The following is a 17936-nucleotide window of genomic DNA, read 5'->3' on the forward strand; positions in this document are numbered from 1 at the left end:
TTTGTGCAAAGTTAATTTAAAAAAGGAAAATAATGACGTCTTTCTTTCTATTCTTAAGTGATGTTTTCAAATGGTCTTTTGGTTTTTTCACAACCTTTGGAAACGTACTCAACTGGATTTTATTCATCGTTTGTTGCGTACTATTTACATATTGGTGCTATGTCTTGGTGGTAACACTTGGAGGAGACAAAGACAAAGAATATTATTCTCCTACTGAGGGTAAAAACCCTTACTACGATCCTACGATCTATAAAAAAGAAGGTTAATTAATTGGTTATATAGTAAAAAGACCGGTCAATTTTTTTTGATCGGTCTTTTTTATGCTGTTAATTAAATTTAATCATGTATAGGCAATACCAAAACCGGGATTTTAGAACTTTTGGTAATCCCTTTAGTTAAGCTTCCTACAAATACATCGTAAATTCCGCTTCTACCGTGAGATCCCATGACAATGAAGTCGGCATTTTTGGTGTCAGCATATTCCAAAATAATATCTTTCGCAATACCTTGTTTCAAAAGATGCTCACAGTCGATGTTGTGTGAAAGAATTTTTTGATTGATTTTATTTAAAAGAACCAGTTCTTCTCTGATTTCGTTTTCTTCAATCTCCGGAAAATACTGATAGCCCATATCTCCGATTGCAAAACCAATGTCTGTGGGCGCTACGTGTATCAAATTGAGCTTTCCGTTTACCTTCTTCGCAAACTCTATTGCGCCATCTACAAGCTGATCTGTTTTTTCGCCAAAATCTACTGGCAGTACAATGTTTATCATATTTTCATATTTTAATTTGTCTTTTAAAGGTATGAAAAATTTATAAAAACAGCTTGTTAAATACTTATAATATTCTGATATCTAAAGCCTTTTCTTCCTCAAGATAAGCTTCCAAAACATCATTTTCAGAAACTTTTCCCACGCCTTCCGGAGTTCCTGTGAAGATTAAATCCCCAACTCTCAACGTGAAATATTGCGAAACAAAAGCAATAATATCGTCAATTTTAAACATCATGTCTTTTGAGTTTCCATGCTGTACTTTTTCTTTATTTTTTAATAACGAAAACTGCAGATTTTCAAGGTCATAGTTTTCCTTTTTGAAGAAGCTTCCCACGACTGCAGAGCCATCAAACCCTTTTGCCAATTCCCATGGAAGACCTTTAGATTTTAAATCACTTTGCAAATCTCTCGCTGTAAAATCGATTCCCAAACCAATCTCGTCGTAATGCTTATTCGCCGTTTCTTTCTGAATGTATTTTCCGCCTTTTGAGATTTTCACCACAATTTCCAGTTCGTAGTGAACGTCGTCAGAAAATTCCGGAATATAAAAGTCATTTCCTTTCAAAACCGCAGTGTCGGGTTTCATAAAAATCACAGGCTTGTCCGGGATTGCGTTTCCCAATTCTTTTGCGTGCTCGCTGTAGTTTCTTCCTATGCAGATTATTTTCATATTTTTTTTGTCATTGCGAGCCAAAGGCGAAGCAATCTTTTATTGAATTAAATTTATTGTCATTACGAAGAATGAGACAATTTTTACAATTATTTTTTAGGAGCTATTTCCCGCTTTCCGTTGCAATCTTTTTTTTCAAAAAAGGATTTCCACTGCAATCGGGGCTAAGAGTTTTGTCCATTCTTTTTAAGATTAGGTATTCGGCACTATGTTTGTAATTCCGGATGAATCTAAGAGTATATTTAAACACTATTTCAGAATGACAAAGTATGCTTCAATTATTCATGAGTAAACTCGTTCTCACAATAATAACAAACATATTTATCGCTTGAAAGCAGAGAAATCCCAAAGAAACTCGTTGCGCTGTCATCCTTATAAATATGGTTGGAGCCACATTTCGGGCAGACAAAATCAAACTTTGGATTTTCAACGGTGTGCTCAACTTCCAGAGAAAATTTGTTATTTTCGTGATAATTGGTTAAAACTTTTTCAGCATTATCAAAATCATCTTCGAAAACCTGCAACTGAATTCCACCTACAGCTTGTGAAAGCAACCAATCCGACTGTATCAGTTGTTCGTTTGCTATAAAACTATTGATGTCGTTTTCTGCAAGAATCTGTTTGTCGCGATTGGCTTCAAGTGCAGTTTCATAAAATTTAAACTTAACTAAATTGCTCATTCTTTTTTAATTTTTTATAACTCCAATTTTCATACCTTATAGACAATTAAAAAGTTTTTACTAGAAAAGAAACAAAGGTTTATTAAAAATGAATTAAAATCTTTATCGCTTTTTGGTTAAAAAAAATTAAAACTTACTTGAAAGCTGAATTTTTGTGAAAACTTTTTTTGTGTACAAAGGAAAATCAGCGTTTTGTAACCATCCGAAATATCCCATGTCTTTCTGGAAAACTTCTTTCACAACTTGTCCTTTATATTTTCCGAAAGCAAAAATCTCCTGGTCTTTTGCATTGTAATGTATCATTCCGGCTAAATCGGCAAATTTATTCTGAGTAGAAAATTCACTCAGCTCAGCAACTTCATTAGAAATATCATCGTATTTTCCAACTTGAGCATCCAAAACTTCAAACGTTGCCAAAACATCAGCTTCAGCAGAATGCGCATTTTCTAAAGTTTTTCCACAGTAAAATTGATACGCTGCACCTAAATTTCTTGGTTCTTTTTTATGGAAAATCGTTTGTGCATCGACTAATTTAAATTTACTCAAATCAAAATCGAAATCTGCACGAAGCAACTCTTCAGCCAGCAAAGGCACATCGAATCGGTTTGAATTAAAACCTCCCAAGTCCGTTCCTGTAATCATTTCAACAATTTTCGGAGCAATTTCTTTGAAAGTCGGCGCATCTTTAATGTCTTCATCATAAATGCCGTGAATCTCGCTTGACGAAACAGGAATCGGCATTTCAGGATTTACTCTCCATGTTTTACTTTCTCTCGAAGAATCAGGATTTACTTTTAAAATACAGATTTCAACAATTCGGTCTTTCCCAACGTTTGTTCCGGTTGTTTCAAGATCGAAAACACAAAGCGGTTTATGTAGTTTTAAATTCATTTTTTATTTGCAAGTATAAAATTGTTTTTGTTTAAATTTTCACCTTGTCAAGGTTCAAAACCTTGACAAGGTTGAGTGTACTAACGTTGAATCTTTATTTTAAATGTTTCTGAAAGATTAATGAAATTAAGATATAATATAAAATCATCAACGGAATTCCGGCAGTCTTAAATATAATTAAAATAAGAACTGCACCAATCAACAAGGCTAATTTCGGATAATTATCCTGCAGTTTCATTGACTTGAATTTCATTGCAATCATCTTAATTGGGCTGATAAGAATCCATGACGAAATGGCTGTCAGAATTAATAAATAAATTCCATTTTCAAAAAGAAAACTAAAATTTTGAGTTTCTTTGAAAGCATAATACAATCCGAAAATCAAAATAGTATTACTTGGAGTATTTAATCCTTTAAAATAATATTTCTGGTCTTCATCTAAATTAAAAATCGCTAATCTTAAACAAGAAAAAAGCGTGATAAAAAATCCTAAATATTTTATTTCGAATGGAAGTGTCATTCCAAAGAGTTCATTTCCGAAAGGTTCAAGCATTTTAAACATTGCCAAACCGGGAATCAATCCAAAGCTTACCATATCTGCCAAAGAATCGAGCTGAGTTCCCAAATTGGAATTCGCTTTCAAAGCTCTCGCTACAAATCCGTCGAAAAAATCGAGTATCAAAGACAAAATAATACAGATCGCAGTCGTCTGATAATCGCCAATAATCAAATGTACAGCTCCGACGCAGCCTGAAAATAAATTCCCGAGTGTGATGGCATTTGCGAGATTGTTCTTTATGAAATTCATGGAAGCAAAATTACATTTTTTAAAAATTTTAACCTTAATTAATATGAACTAAAAATTACAATACTGTGAATTTAACTTAAATTTGCATCTTGAAAATCGGCATGGAAAAATGATATTTCATAGCCTACGATTACATTTTGACCTTTAAAACATGATAGTATAAATGAAATTTTTTAAAGAATTTAGAAAACAAGAAGTCCTGATTTTATGTTACAGGATTTTTTTGGCTTTTATTTTTTATCAGTTTGCCAGATTTCTGTTTTGGTTTTTCAATAAAGATTTAATAAAAATAGATGGTGTAGCAGATTATCTCAGTCTCGCTTTTCATGGGATAGCGTTTGATCTTACGGCGATTTTGTATGTCAACTCACTGTTTATTTTGTTGAGTTTGATTCCGATTATAATTAATACAAAAAAAGTCTATCAGAAAGTTCTTTTCTGGCTGTATTTTATCACCAACGGAATTGCGTATTCGATGAATTTCGGAGATTTTATTTATTATAAATTTTCGCAGACAAGATTGACTTCTGCAGCTTTTCAGGTCGCAAAACATGAAACGAATATTTTAAAAGTATTTACAGTTTCCACAAAAGAACATCCGTTTGTGATTTTTTGGTTCATTGCATTGATGGCTTTGTGGGTTTTCCTTTATAAAAGATTTAAAATTCAGGAGAGAAAACCTTCAAAACTGATTCCTTATTTCATTCTTTCTGTGGTTACAATTTGCCTTTCTGCAGTTTTGATTGTTGGTGGAATTCGTGGAGATTTCAAACACAGTACAAGACCAATCAATCTGGTTGATGCCAACAAATTTGTGAAAACTCCGCTTCAGGGAAATGTCGTTCTGAACAGTACGTTCTCGTTTTTCAGAACCTTGGGGACTAATAATTTTAAAGAGGTTCATTTTGTGGATGAGAAATTTATCGACGAAAATATTCAGCCCTACAAAATTTACGACAGACAGGTTCAGGATAAGCCCAACGTTGTTATTTTTATTGTAGAATCTTTCGGGAGAGAATATTCAGGAGCATTTAATAAAGACAAAAACATTAAAGATTACGTTTCTTACACGCCTTTTATCGACAGTCTGGCGAATGAAAGTTTAATCTTTCCAAACACTTTTGCGAACGGAAGACAGTCGATTCACGGGATGAGCAGTATTCTAGCAGGAATTCCTAGTCTGACGGATGCTTTTACGAGTTCGCCATATTCTAATCAGAAAATTCAGTCGATTGTGTCAGTTTGTAACGATATGGGTTACGATACATCGTTTTATCACGGTGCTCCGAATGGTTCGATGGGATTTTTAGGCTTTGGAAATATTCTTGGGTTTAAACATTATTTCGGCAAAGACGAATACAATCACAATGAAGATTTCGACGGAATGTGGGCAATCTGGGACGAACCGTTCCTGCAATATTTTGCTAAAAATGTAGGAAAAACAAAACCTTTTATGGCAACAGTGTTTACCGCTTCATCACATCATCCATTTAAAATTCCTGAGAAATATAACGGCAAATTCAAAAAAGGAAATGTAGAAATGCATGAGCCAATGCAGTACACAGATTATTCAATTAAAAAGTATTTTGAAACTGCTAAAAAACAACCTTGGTTCAATAACACCATATTCGTTTTTACGGGAGATCATCCCAATCAGATTTATTATCCTGAATATGAAAAAGCGATGAACCGTTTTGCCGTGCCGTTGATTTTTTACTCACCCAACCCGAAATTTAATTTAAAAGGTGTGAATAATGAAGTGGCGCAACAGATTGATATTTATCCGACTTTAGCAGATTTAATAGGATATAATAAAAAAATAAGAAGCTGGGGAAGAAGTTTGTTAAGTGAGAAAAAATATCCTGCCCTGATTGTGAATTCAGACGGTTCTTCGGAGCAGTTTATCATTGGAAATTACATTTATCGTTTTGACGGAAAAGAAATCACCGGAATTTATGCTAAAAGTGATTTAGGATTTGAGAATAATTTAAACGATAAATTAAAAACTCCGGAAATCGAAAAAGGAAAACTCATCGCAAAAGCCTGGTATCAGGACTATATGAACAGAGTGATGAATAGAAAGCTGAATTGATTTTTTTTTAAACTGTTTAATTTTAAAAAATGGTCTCTCTATTGTAATGTATGCAAAGGATAATAAAAATTGTTGCCTATTTAAAATTTATTTCTATTTTTAACTAATCAACATTTAAACAATCTATAAATAAAATTAAACTTAATTATAATGAAAAAATTATTAGCAACATTTGTACTTTCTCTATTCAGTGTCATGTCGTTTGCACAAATCGAAGGAAAATGGAAAACAATTGATGACGAAACCGGAAAACCTAAATCTATTGTTGAAGTATTTAAAAAAAGCGACGGTAAATACTACGGTAAAATTGTACAGCTTTTGATAAAACCAGAAAACAATAACTGTGTAAAATGTAAAGATGATCGTAAAAACAAACCACTATTGGGCTTAGAAATCATCAGAGGACTGTCAAAAGATGGTAACGAATTTGGAGGCGGAACAATTACCAACCCAAAAGATGGTAAAAGTTATAAGACGGAAATAGTGAGAGAAGGCAACACGCTTAAAGTGAAGGCTCTTGTCATGGGAATTGCAATGAAAACTCAAACTTGGCATAAAGTCGATTAATCAGTTTAAAAGAATATTAATTATAGGGCAACTCAGCAATGAGTTGTCTTTTTTTATATAATTATCTGTAACGAAAAATAAAATTTTATACATATAAAGTATGAGTTCAGATTTGGAGAAAAAATTTATTGATGTTTTTAAAGAGAATCAAAGAATTGTACATAAAATATGTAGGATTTATACAAATAATTCTGAAGATCATGAAGATCTTTTTCAGGAAATAACGATACAACTGTGGAAATCTTACTCAGGTTTCAGAGGCGAATCTAAATTTTCTACCTGGATGTATCAGGTGGCTTTAAATACAGCAATGACATTATCTAAGAAACCTAAAAAACATCAATTCCAGCAAGTTGATGTCAATGTTGCGTCTTTAAAAATAAAAGAAGAAACTTATGAAGATGATGAATATAAACTCAAAGAAATGTATGAGCACATTTATATCTTATCTGATATTGAAAAAGCATTAATCATGATGTATCTTGACAATAAACCTTTTAAAGAAATAGGTGATATTTTGGGAATTACAGAAGGAAACGCAAGAGTGAAAATGAATAGGGCTAAGAATAATTTAAAATCAAAAATAAATGCAAAATAAGATGGATGAATTAGAACTTTTAAAAGAAGATTGGAGTAAAAACAAAAATGAATTTAAAAACTACTCTACAACAGAAATATATTCAATGATTAAAGAAAAATCTATTTCTGTTACCCAAAATTTACTTATAATTGGCTTGATAGAAGTGATTTTATGGTTTATAATTGGTTATATAGACAGTGAGTTTCCTTATTTAAGGATTGGATTATTTACTGTGTTTTTTATTTTAATTATTTATTCATTCAAAAAAATAAGGGTTAGTCAAAATTCTATTTCATTGATGAGGAATATTTTAAATTTAAGAAAAATGGTTTTGGGCTACGCCCTAATTTCATTTTTAGTGATTGTTGTAGGTAATATTATTAATTTTAAACATAATACACAGGATTTTATGGCAGGTTATCTAGATGGAAAAAGAAACGGAACTTTTAATGCAACCAATCCTGATTCTTTAACTCCTGGATTAATTAATTATATTGCTTTTGCAATTGCATTGATTATGGTTGTGTTTTTCTTGTATTGGATTTATAAAAATACCTATGGTAAAATTTTGGTTAATCTCAAAAACAATTATCAAGAATTAAACAAATCTTAATATCTTGAAGATTAATGAAAGCGTTTCTTCAATGAGTTGTCTTTTTTGTGACGTAAATAATAAATAATTACTATTTTTGTACTCTAAATTTTTCAAATAAATATGGCAGAATATACTTTTCGTGAAGTGATTGCGCAGGCAATGAGCGAGGAAATGCGTAAAGACGAATCCATTTTTCTAATGGGAGAAGAAGTAGCAGAATATAACGGTGCATACAAAGCTTCTAAAGGAATGTTGGACGAGTTTGGTGCTAAACGTGTAATCGATACACCTATTGCAGAACTTGGTTTTACAGGTATCGCCGTGGGTGCTGCAATGAATGGTAACAGACCAATTGTAGAATATATGACGTTCAACTTTGCCCTTGTTGGGATCGATCAGATCATCAACAACGCGGCAAAAATCCGTCAGATGAGTGGTGGCCAGTGGAACTGTCCGATTGTTTTCCGTGGCCCTACAGCTTCTGCAGGTCAGTTGGGGGCAACGCACTCTCAGGCATTTGAAAACTGGTATGCAAACATTCCTGGTCTTAAAGTAGTAGTTCCTTCGAATCCTTATGATGCGAAAGGATTATTAAAAACTGCAATTCAGGATAACGATCCGGTAATTTTCATGGAATCTGAGCAGATGTACGGAGACAAAATGGAAATTCCTGAAGAAGAATATTATTTACCAATAGGAAAAGCTGAAATAAAAAGAGAAGGTACAGATGTAACTTTGGTTTCTTTCGGAAAAATCATGAAATTAGCCATTCAGGCCGCTGAAGATATGGCTAAAGAAGGTATTTCTGTTGAAGTAATCGACTTAAGAACGGTTCGTCCTTTAGATTTCGATACTGTTTTAGCTTCAGTGAAGAAAACAAACAGATTGGTTATTTTAGAAGAAGCTTGGCCATTTGGTTCTGTATCTTCAGAGATCACTTATATGGTACAGCAAAAAGCATTTGATTATCTAGATGCTCCAATTAAGAGAATTACGACTCCGGATGCTCCTGCACCTTATTCAGCAGCATTATTTGCGGATTGGTTCCCGAAACTTGAAAAAGTAAAAGAAGAAATCAAAAAAGCAATGTACGTTAAGTCATAGAAAAAAACTTCCGAAAGGAAGTTTTTTCATTTATACAATGCATCACTATTTGAGCTGAGGGTCATAAATTTAGTATACATTTGCGCTTTCAAAAAATAATTAGCTGACATGGCAGAAGTTACAGAAGGAGGTCATCATATAGACCTTAAAAAACTTTCATTTGTGGGAGTTCTTGTTTCACTCGGAATTGTTTTCGGTGATATTGGTACCTCACCGCTTTACGTAATGAAAGCGATTGTGAGTGCGAGAGAAGCAGGGGCAACGATGCCTTTTGACCAATATATAGAAGGTGCTTTATCGTGCATTATCTGGACTTTAACACTTCAAACCACACTAAAATATGTAATCATTGCGCTTCGTGCAGATAATAAAGGTGAAGGTGGTATTTTAGCTCTCTTTTCATTAATTAAAAATCTTAAAAAACGCTGGCTGTATTTAATCGCTATCATAGGGGCATCTGCTTTGGTAGCTGATGGTGTCATTACACCTTCACTTACCGTAATGTCTGCCATTGAAGGTTTAGAAATTTACAATCCTCATACTCCTGTTGTGCTGATTACTTGTGGTATTTTGGTTGTTATTTTTGTAGTTCAGCAGTTTGGAACTTCTTTCATAGGCAAGTTTTTTGGGCCGGTGATGGTTGTTTGGTTTCTGGTCTTAGGTGGTTTAGGTTGTTTACATTTGTTTCAGGATTTTTCTATACTTAAATCTTTTAATCCATATTATGCATATAAACTAATTGCAGACTCTCCAAGCGCAATCATTATTTTGGGAGCTGTTTTTTTATGTACTACAGGAGCTGAAGCTTTATACTCGGATTTGGGGCATTGTGGAGCTAAAAATATCAGAATAAGCTGGATCTTTGTGAAAGTAATGCTAATATTAAATTATCTTGGACAGGGCGCATGGTTATTAAAAAATTATCAAGTTGTACAAGGGAACGGCGTAAATCCTTTCTTTGGAATTATGCCGGAATGGATGATTTTACCAGGAGTTGTGTTAGCAACAGCAGCTGCAATTATTGCTTCTCAGGCATTAATCACAGGTTCTTTTACCATCTTTTCAGAAGCAATGTCGCTTAATTTATGGCCAAATCAAAAAATTGATTATCCTTCCGGTGTAAAAGGCCAAATGTATATCCCAAGAATAAATTGGGGATTATTGTTATTCTGTATCATCGTCGTTTTACATTTTAAAGAATCTCACAAAATGGAAGCAGCATACGGTCTTTCCATTACGGTAACGATGTTTATGACAACTATTTTGCTCACATTCTGGTTGCTTAAGAAAAGAGTGAATAAACTTCTAATTCTAAGTTTTTTCTTAGTGTATGGAGCGATTGAGATTGGGTTTTTTAGCGCCAACATTATTAAGTTCTTTGATGGAGGTTGGATCACAGTGGTTCTGGCTGGCTTTATAGGAGTGTGTATGTACTCTTGGTATAATGGAAGACAGATAAAAGCTAAATTCATCAATTTTGTTAAAATAAGTAAATATGTTTCTATCATCAAAGACATGAAACTAGATGAGACGATACCAAAATACTGTACCAACCTCGCTTATCTGAGCAGAGCAAAGTACAATGATGAGATAGAATCAAAGATTATTTATTCTATCATTAAAAAGCAGCCCAAAAGGGCAGATCATTACTTTATATTGAGCATAATCAATCAAGAAGACCCATACACTTTCAAATATACAGTCGAGGAAATTTTGCCGGGAACAATTTATAAAGTGAATTTTCTCTTAGGATTTAAAGTTGACAGAAGAATTAACGATTATTTCAGTATGGTTTTGAAAGATTTGATGGCAGAAGGTACAATTCCTTCACGAAGCAGTCATCCATCACTGAGAGCGCACAATATTCCACCGGATCTGAAATATGTTGTCATAGACAATACCTATATCAACGATATTCTTTTAACGGTAAAACAGAAAATTACCCTGAGTTTATACAACTTTGTAAAGTATATCGGTAGTGATGATTTTAAAGCCTGGGGAGTTACGATGCACAACGTAGAAGTAGAATCGGCACCTTTGACTGAAGAGACCATTTCTGCAAACAGGATTCAGCAGTCTAATTTTAAGTGATATAATTTTTAGAATATCAGCGATATACTCTCTGAAGTGGTATATTGTATTTAAATAAAAATCGATAAATTTGTAGTATAAATTTTTTGATGGATACTTTACAAAAAGAAAAAAATATTACTTTAATAAAAGATGTTTTAAGAAATTACCTTTTAGAGAAAGGCTTTCGTAACACACCTGAACGATACACTATTTTAGAGGAAATCTATAGTATGGATCATCACTTCAATGTAGATGACCTGTATCTTTTGATGATGCAGAAGAAATATCATGTTTCTAAAGCTACGATCTACAACACCATAGAGATCTTTCTGGATGCAGGATTGATCCGTAAACATCAGTTTGGTGAAAAAACATTGACTTCTTCGTCTTATGAGAAATCATATTTTGATAAGCAGCATGACCATTTGGTGATTTACAAAAAAGATTCAGATAAGGAAATTGAAGAGATTATTGAGTTTTGCGACCCTAGAATTCAGGGTATTAAAGAAGCAATTGAAGAAGCTTTTGGCGTAAGAATAGATTCTCATTCGCTGTATTTTTATGGTAAAAAGAATGACTAGTCGATGAGAATATTCTTCTTTCTATTCCTCTTATTTTCTACTTTCACTTTTGCGCAAGACAAACCTAAGCTTGTGCAAAGAGATCCGTTTTTACAGAATTCGGTAAAAAATCAGCCACAGAAATCGAATACAAACAATAAAATCAACATCAAGCATGCTGATGAGATTTCAAAAGATCCTCTGAAGTACGATGGTAACCAGTTTTTTAAAGGAAATGTTGTGCTGGAACATCAGGGTTCTATATTGTATGCGGACGAAGTAATTGTGTATGAAGCAGAAAACTTCGTTAAAGCAATTGGAAATACCAAACTTCAAAATCCGGACGGCTCAGTAATCACTGCGTCAGAAATGGAGTACGATGGAAATTCTCAAAAAGGTATAGCCAGAAAAAATGTGGTTCTGAATGATCCAAAAGGTACAGTGATTAAAACTGAAACGATGTACTATGACAGAGTTTCAAATCTTGCCTATTACAACACCGGAGGAACGATCAATGATGGAAAAAGTACTACTTATTCGAAGTCTGCTACATATAATCTGACCAACCGAACGATCAATCTGACGGACAATGTAAGGATTGAGGATAAAGATTATATTTTAGATGGTATTAATGTAGTCCAAAATCAAAACACCAACATTGTTGACATCAACGGTCCAACTACAATTACCAACAGAAAAAATCCTAAAAACAGAATCTTTACAGAAAGAGGAACGCACAATCTGAATACGAAAGAATCTTTCCTGAATAAAAATTCAAGGATTTATTACAACGATAAAATTCTTACTGGAGATGCAATGTATTACAACCAGCTCAGCGGTTTTGGTACAGCGACGGGAAATGTAACGTTAGATGATCCTTTAGAAAAAAGATATCTGAAAGGCGGTTATGGAGAAATATTCGAAAAGAAAGATTCTGCCATGATGACCAAAGGGCCTTATGCAGTGAAAATTCTTGAAAAAGATTCTATCTATTTCGCTTCGGAGAAGATACTTTCATACCAGAAATTAGATTCAGCCAACGTTAAAAAAAGCTATTTACGAGCTTTTAGAAAAGCAAGAATTTACAAATCTAACGCTCAGGGAAGAGCAGATTCTATCGCATTCAACGAAACCGATGGTGTGTTGCACATGTACACCAATCCAATCTTATGGAGCGGAGAAAAGCAGGTGACAGGAGATAAAGTGGAAGCTTATTTTAATACTGAAACCGAAAACATAGACTCTCTGAAAGTCATCGGAAACGGCTATGCAATCAGCAAAGTTGACTCTCTGAATATGAAAGATGAGTTTAATCAGGTGAAAGGTAAGTTGATGACCGTTTATTACCAAGGAAAAGACATTAAGGAGGTAAAAGTAATCGGAAACGCACAATACATCGCGTACGCTGATGACGTCAACGAGAAAACCAAAGAAAAAGAAAGAATAGGAATCAGGCTTTCATCTTGCGGAATCATCCATGCAAATTTTGAAGATCAGATAATGCAGATTCTCTCTTGCAGCATAGGAGTTCAATCTACCCTATATCCGATGAGTAAAATTGGTCCCGACAGAAAGAAGTTCCCCGACTTCAACTGGAATACCAAAGACCGCATCAAAAAATGGCAGGACATCCTCGTAGATTCTCCAAATTATGAAGAGATAAAATACGAATCAGGCGATGAACTCTTTAATCAGGCTCAGGAAGTTATCGATAAAGCAAAAGCCGCAGAAGAAGCGAAAAAACCGAAAAGGGTTAGAAAATAATTTAAAATGTAAAGACTAGTTTTTTAAGCTAGTCTTTTTTCTTGTTCATTAGCTTTAAAATTCAACGAATCTTCTTTAGCTTTGCCTAAATTTTTCATCCATAAAAATGCAACAAGATTTTTTTAAATATCAGGCACAGACCACGCAGTTTGCAGCAGGTTTTGAAGTAGAAAAAGCAGAAGGGTCATACATCTTCGGGAAAGACGGCAGAGAGTATCTTGACTTCGTGGCAGGAGTTTCAGCAAATACATTGGGGCATTCTCATCCAAAAATCGTCAATGCCATCAAAGAGCAGGCAGACAAATATCTTCACGTCATGGTGTATGGAGAGTATGCTCAAGAGAAGCCGGTTGAGTTATGCAGATTATTGGCAGAAGCAACACCAGATCCATTAGAAATTACCTATTTGGTCAACAGCGGCGCTGAAGCCATCGACGGAAGTTTAAAATTGGCCAAAAGATACACCGGAAGAGAAGAAATCGTATCCTTTAAAAATTCTTACCACGGCAATACACATGGAGCCTTGAGCGTTTCCGGAAACGAGTTTCACAAAAGAGAATTCCGCCCATTATTGCCAATGGTTTCTTTCATTGAATTTAATAATGAAAATGACTTCGATAACATCACAGAAAAAACAGCTTGCGTAATCCTCGAAACCATTCAGGGAGCAGCCGGTTTTTTAGTGCCGAACGATGATTATTTAATTAAACTAAAAAAGAGATGCGAAGACGTCGGTGCACTTTTAATTTTAGATGAAATACAACCCGGCTTCGGAAGAACAGGAAAACTATTTTCATTCGAACATTTCGGTATCGTTCCTGATATCTTGGTCATGGGAAAAGGAATGGGTGGCGGAGTTCCTGTGGGAGCCTTTATGAGTTCAAAAAAAATAATGGAAACATTATCTCATTCACCAAAATTAGGTCATATTACCACATTCGGAGGAAACCCGTTAATTGCAGCAGCTTCTCACGCAACTTTAAAAGAAGTTTTAGAAAGCGGACTGATGAATGAAGTAGCAGAAAAAGAAGAGCTATTCAGAAAACTTCTAGTACATCCGAAAATCAAAAATATCAACGGAAAAGGTTTAATGCTAGCGGTCAACCTCGGTACTCCCGATTACACATTAGATGTAGCCAAAAGATGTATGGAGAAAGGCTTGATTGTATTTTGGCAATTGTACAGAAACGAATATTTAAGAATTTCACCGCCACTGACGATTTCAAAAGATGAAATTGCTGAAGGCTGTAAGATTATTCTTGACGTACTAAATGAAAATGAAAATTAATAAAAACTTAAAAATAAACCTCTCATAATGAAGAGGTTTTGTCTTTTATTGCTTCAAAATGAAAAACAAAAAATAAATCACGAAAACTTTTATTAATTTTTCTGATAAATATCATTCATATTGCATAAAAATCTGTTTAGTTTTTTGTGTAATAAAAAAATTAATTTATATATTGCGTGACGTTAAAAATAAGTTATATGGCGAAACATAAAGTCCATTACGAATTCCCAATGCATTGTCTTTCAGAGATTTTGTATGAATATTTGGCTAGTGCTGAGGGGTTATCCGAGTGGTTTGCAGATGATGTGATAGAGAAAGGTGACGATTTCTATTTTAGTTGGGGTGGAGGTTCTGAAGAAAAAGCAACTTTGATCAGATATAAACCTGAAGGTTTCGTACGTTTCAGATGGGAAGAAGATGAAGGTACCAAAAACTTCTTTGAAATGACCATCACAATTGACGATATTACAGAAGATTTAGCTCTTAATATTACAGATTTCTGTGAAGAAGGTGACGAAGAAGAAAATGCTTTGTACTGGGAGAATCTAATCGAAAACCTTAGAATAAAATTAGGTGCTGCTTAATTCATAAGCGGTGCTGACTTAATGGTAAAACTGATGAACGATTTATCGTTCATTATTTTTTTATAAACAATCATATTTTGCAAAATACATATTTTACTTCAGAAGAGCTCGAGCTGAAAAACAGAGCGTTTCTTTTGGGAGATGCTGTGAAAGTTTCATTTTTTATAAGAAATTCCAAGCTTATTATGGATGAAGAATGCTATTTCTTCCTGATGGCTTCTATGCGAAAAATGAGGATGAATATTCCTCTAACCTATACTTTGGAGTTTTTTCAGAATCTTTTTAACGAAAAAGTAATTCAGGAAAAAGCTGTGAAAAACGGAATCATTAATTTTCTGGTGTACAGAAATTCTGATGGAATTACCTTATCAAAATCTACCATTTCTTATTTCTTTGAGGTTGATGAGATGGATGATATTCTGAATGTGCATCAGCGTCCTTTAGAATTAGATTTAATTAAAGAAATCAACGTTAATAATAATCTTCTGAGCAACATCAGAGTTCATTGTCCGGAGAATATCTATGCAGGGATTTATGCGCAGGAAAATGATTTAGATGATGTCATTCTTTTAAATCCAAATAAGAGAATTGCCCGTTCTACTTCAGGAAATTTACTTTTTCTGGAAGGAAATATTATTAAAGTTCCAAAGCATTCAGAAGGAGCATACATTTCGCCTCTGCTTGAGAACTTTGTGACTTATCTGCATACAAATAATTTAGCAGATATTCAGGAGCATGAAATCATTGCTTTTGAATCTCAGAAAGCTGAAGAAATATTAATGATCTCTGACGAGAAAGGAGTTTTCTCGGTTGGAAAAATTAGAAATAAAACGTTTGAAAATACTCGTTTCACCATATTGGTAGAAGGCTGGAAGAATAGTTTTTCAAATTAAATTGACAAACCCGGTAAACAACAATGACGTCCTTTACCGGGTTTTATTCTGATACAATCAGAAAAGTGTTTTTTCCACTTTATTTTTCGTTGATGATCTCAATGAATTTCTGTGCAAGTTCTTTTTGCCCAGCTTCACTGCTCAGATAATCTCTGTCTTCTTTATTGTTGATAAATCCCAATTCTACCAGTACAGCAGGAGATTTTGATTCTCTTAAAATATGAAGATTCTTCTCTTCAATCTTACAAGAACCTAATTTTTTTGAAATTTTTTCTGCAAATGCTTTTGAAGCATCAGAATTCTGTGTGAAAATCTCATGACCTTTTTTATCGGTCTCGCTTCCCGGTGTTCTGTTGATGTGAAGTGAGATGACCATTTCGGGATTTAGCTTATTAATCATTGCTGTTCTGTTACTCAAATCGGCATATTGATCAGAATCTCTGGTCAAGATGATTTCGTAATCCTCAGATTTGTTTAGATTTTTGATTTTTGAAGCCACTCCCAAAACGATTTGCTTTTCTGAGGCCTGGTTATAAGTTGCGCCCATGTCATTTCCGCCATGTCCGGCATCAATGACGATGATTTTCTTATTAGTAGGTGAGAACGATACAATAGCAGCAGATGCAAGAGATAAAACCAATAATTTAAATGCTTTCATATCCTAGGTTTAGTTTATCAAAGAACGTGAAAAGTATGTTAAAAATTATGTAAGAATAACTTAAAAGTTTGTTAAAGTATATCGCTTCTTTGTGAAGTAATGATTAGTTTAAAGAAATGTCTTCCGGAGAGTTTGCCCACAAAAGATACTCACCGCCAAGGTTTTGCATAATAGATTTCCAAAGGGTCTGGTCATTTGGAAGGGTGTAATCAAGATTGTAAACATCTACAACTGTCCAGAATTTACGTTTAATTTCACTATCCAACTGCAAAGCTCCCCAACCGGAATAGCCTGAAAATATTTTAACATCATCAATTGATAATTCATTGCTGATAACCGCACTGATAACAGTCTCTATATCTTCTGTTACATAAAATTCATTATTAATTTCAGTATAATTTTCGCTGACTTTCTTACCTTTAATGATGAAAAAAACTTTGTCATTTTCTACAGGACCGCCATCATAAACTTCAATTTTAAAGTCGAAGAAATTTTTGAATTTGTTACTCATTTTTGAATTTTTCTTATTCAAAATCAAACCAAAAGCTGAACTTTCATTATGTTCAATGATAAGCACTACTGATCTGGAAAAAATATCTCCGGAAATATCAGGTGTGGAAATTAATATTTTACCTTTGTATGAGTAATTCATACTCAAATTTAATAAAAATTATTTATGGAAAACCTTCATGACAAGAGAAAAATCTACGAAAAATCTCAACTTATTGAAAGTGAGATTAAAGAGAATCCTATTGAGCAATTCAGAGATTGGTTTTTAGATGCATCAGCAAATCCTACAGTTACTGAAGCCAATGCAATGGCGGTTTCTACTTTAGAAGATGATGGTTGCCCAAGAACGAGAATGGTTTTGCTTAAAGAATATACGTACGAAGGTTTTATTTTTTATACCAATTACGATAGCAGAAAAGGAAAAGCGATTGAAAAAACGCACAAAGCCTGTCTTCATTTTTTCTGGCCGGGTTTAGAAAGACAAATTATTATTAAAGCTGATTTAGAAAAGATTGCTGAAAATCTGAGCGATGGATATTTTCATTCTAGACCAAAAGGAAGTCAGCTTGGTGCAGCAGTTTCGCCACAAAGTGAAGTGATTCCTAATAGAGCGTTTTTAGAAATTAAATTAAAAGAATTAGAAGAAAAATTTGAAAATTCTGAGGTTCCAAGACCTGAAAATTGGGGTGGATATATCGCAAAACCTTACGAAATTGAGTTTTGGCAGGGAAGACCAAACAGGCTTCATGACAGAATCATCTATTCACTAAAAGATTTAGACTGGAAAATTTCCCGATTGGCACCATAAACAAAGAGATCCCTAATTAAATATTTACGCAATAAAA

Annotated in this window: 20 protein-coding genes; 13 read left to right on the forward strand and 7 right to left on the reverse strand. The window is 33.8% G+C overall.

Annotated elements, in window-relative coordinates; genetic code table 11:
• Nucleotides 1-32: 32 nt before the first annotated feature.
• Nucleotides 33-266: a DUF6341 family protein gene (locus LNP04_RS14930; RefSeq protein ID WP_129536135.1), complete on the forward strand. Its 234-nt coding sequence runs from the start codon at nucleotides 33-35 to the stop codon at nucleotides 264-266.
• A 70-nt stretch (nucleotides 267-336) separates the two neighbouring features.
• Here LNP04_RS14930 and LNP04_RS14935 read toward each other — a convergent pair whose 3' ends face one another.
• From LNP04_RS14935 to LNP04_RS14955, 5 genes are all read right to left on the reverse strand, one after another.
• Nucleotides 337-774, reverse strand: coding sequence for a universal stress protein (locus tag LNP04_RS14935; RefSeq protein ID WP_129536136.1), 438 nt, complete (start codon nucleotides 772-774; stop codon nucleotides 337-339).
• Nucleotides 775-838: 64 nt separating this feature from the next.
• The gene (locus tag LNP04_RS14940; protein ID WP_229983712.1) at nucleotides 839-1444 is read right to left on the reverse strand and encodes a fumarylacetoacetate hydrolase family protein; all 606 of its coding nucleotides are present in this window, start codon (nucleotides 1442-1444) and stop codon (nucleotides 839-841) included.
• 278 nt (nucleotides 1445-1722) lie between these two features.
• Complete coding sequence (locus LNP04_RS14945) at nucleotides 1723-2124, reverse strand: DUF2007 domain-containing protein (protein ID WP_229983713.1); 402 nt, start codon at nucleotides 2122-2124, stop codon at nucleotides 1723-1725.
• A 126-nt stretch (nucleotides 2125-2250) separates the two neighbouring features.
• Entirely contained in the window at nucleotides 2251-3015 is a 765-nt protein-coding gene (locus LNP04_RS14950; RefSeq protein ID WP_229983714.1) for a 3'-5' exonuclease, read from the reverse strand.
• 94 nt (nucleotides 3016-3109) lie between these two features.
• The gene (locus LNP04_RS14955) at nucleotides 3110-3823 is read right to left on the reverse strand and encodes a phosphatidylcholine/phosphatidylserine synthase (RefSeq protein WP_229983715.1); all 714 of its coding nucleotides are present in this window, start codon (nucleotides 3821-3823) and stop codon (nucleotides 3110-3112) included.
• A gap of 163 nt (nucleotides 3824-3986) precedes the next feature.
• Between LNP04_RS14955 and LNP04_RS14960 the strand changes: the two genes are divergently transcribed.
• From LNP04_RS14960 to LNP04_RS15010, 11 genes are all read left to right on the forward strand, one after another.
• Nucleotides 3987-5915 (forward strand): LTA synthase family protein, encoded by a 1929-nt coding sequence (locus LNP04_RS14960; protein WP_229983716.1) that lies wholly within the window; start codon nucleotides 3987-3989, stop codon nucleotides 5913-5915.
• Nucleotides 5916-6065: 150 nt separating this feature from the next.
• Nucleotides 6066-6482, forward strand: a complete 417-nt coding sequence (locus tag LNP04_RS14965) for a DUF2147 domain-containing protein (protein WP_229983717.1) — start codon at nucleotides 6066-6068, stop codon at nucleotides 6480-6482.
• Between the two features lie 100 nt (nucleotides 6483-6582).
• Complete coding sequence (locus LNP04_RS14970) at nucleotides 6583-7080, forward strand: RNA polymerase sigma factor (RefSeq protein WP_229983718.1); 498 nt, start codon at nucleotides 6583-6585, stop codon at nucleotides 7078-7080.
• Nucleotide 7081: 1 nt separating this feature from the next.
• On the forward strand, nucleotides 7082-7675 hold the full coding sequence (locus tag LNP04_RS14975) for a hypothetical protein (protein WP_229983719.1): 594 nt from the start codon (nucleotides 7082-7084) through the stop codon (nucleotides 7673-7675).
• A 102-nt stretch (nucleotides 7676-7777) separates the two neighbouring features.
• Nucleotides 7778-8761 (forward strand): pyruvate dehydrogenase complex E1 component subunit beta, encoded by a 984-nt coding sequence (locus LNP04_RS14980; protein ID WP_129536145.1) that lies wholly within the window; start codon nucleotides 7778-7780, stop codon nucleotides 8759-8761.
• Between the two features lie 108 nt (nucleotides 8762-8869).
• Nucleotides 8870-10852: a KUP/HAK/KT family potassium transporter gene (locus tag LNP04_RS14985; RefSeq protein ID WP_229983720.1), complete on the forward strand. Its 1983-nt coding sequence runs from the start codon at nucleotides 8870-8872 to the stop codon at nucleotides 10850-10852.
• A gap of 89 nt (nucleotides 10853-10941) precedes the next feature.
• Entirely contained in the window at nucleotides 10942-11415 is a 474-nt protein-coding gene (locus tag LNP04_RS14990; protein ID WP_229983721.1) for a Fur family transcriptional regulator, read from the forward strand.
• Nucleotides 11416-11418: 3 nt separating this feature from the next.
• Complete coding sequence (locus LNP04_RS14995; RefSeq protein ID WP_229983722.1) at nucleotides 11419-13158, forward strand: OstA-like protein; 1740 nt, start codon at nucleotides 11419-11421, stop codon at nucleotides 13156-13158.
• Between the two features lie 106 nt (nucleotides 13159-13264).
• Nucleotides 13265-14446 (forward strand): aspartate aminotransferase family protein, encoded by a 1182-nt coding sequence (locus tag LNP04_RS15000; RefSeq protein ID WP_229983723.1) that lies wholly within the window; start codon nucleotides 13265-13267, stop codon nucleotides 14444-14446.
• A 197-nt stretch (nucleotides 14447-14643) separates the two neighbouring features.
• The gene (locus LNP04_RS15005; protein WP_047444457.1) at nucleotides 14644-15030 is read left to right on the forward strand and encodes an START-like domain-containing protein; all 387 of its coding nucleotides are present in this window, start codon (nucleotides 14644-14646) and stop codon (nucleotides 15028-15030) included.
• A gap of 77 nt (nucleotides 15031-15107) precedes the next feature.
• Entirely contained in the window at nucleotides 15108-15923 is an 816-nt protein-coding gene (locus tag LNP04_RS15010; RefSeq protein ID WP_229983724.1) for an aminotransferase class IV, read from the forward strand.
• A 79-nt stretch (nucleotides 15924-16002) separates the two neighbouring features.
• Here the strand turns inward: LNP04_RS15010 and LNP04_RS15015 are convergent, their stop codons facing one another.
• A complete protein-coding gene (locus tag LNP04_RS15015; RefSeq protein ID WP_229983725.1) occupies nucleotides 16003-16581 on the reverse strand; it encodes an N-acetylmuramoyl-L-alanine amidase in 579 nt (192 codons plus the stop codon).
• A 103-nt stretch (nucleotides 16582-16684) separates the two neighbouring features.
• Nucleotides 16685-17233 carry a YqgE/AlgH family protein gene (locus LNP04_RS15020; RefSeq protein ID WP_229983726.1) on the reverse strand — a complete coding sequence of 183 codons (549 nt, stop codon included), beginning with the start codon at nucleotides 17231-17233 and terminating at the stop codon, nucleotides 16685-16687.
• Nucleotides 17234-17257: 24 nt separating this feature from the next.
• Between LNP04_RS15020 and pdxH the strand changes: the two genes are divergently transcribed.
• Nucleotides 17258-17899 carry a pyridoxamine 5'-phosphate oxidase gene (gene pdxH, locus LNP04_RS15025; RefSeq protein ID WP_229983727.1) on the forward strand — a complete coding sequence of 214 codons (642 nt, stop codon included), beginning with the start codon at nucleotides 17258-17260 and terminating at the stop codon, nucleotides 17897-17899.
• Nucleotides 17900-17936: the final 37 nt, after the last annotated feature.

The organism is Chryseobacterium sp. C-71, assembly GCF_020911865.1.
Classification (GTDB): Bacteria; Bacteroidota; Bacteroidia; order Flavobacteriales; family Weeksellaceae; genus Chryseobacterium.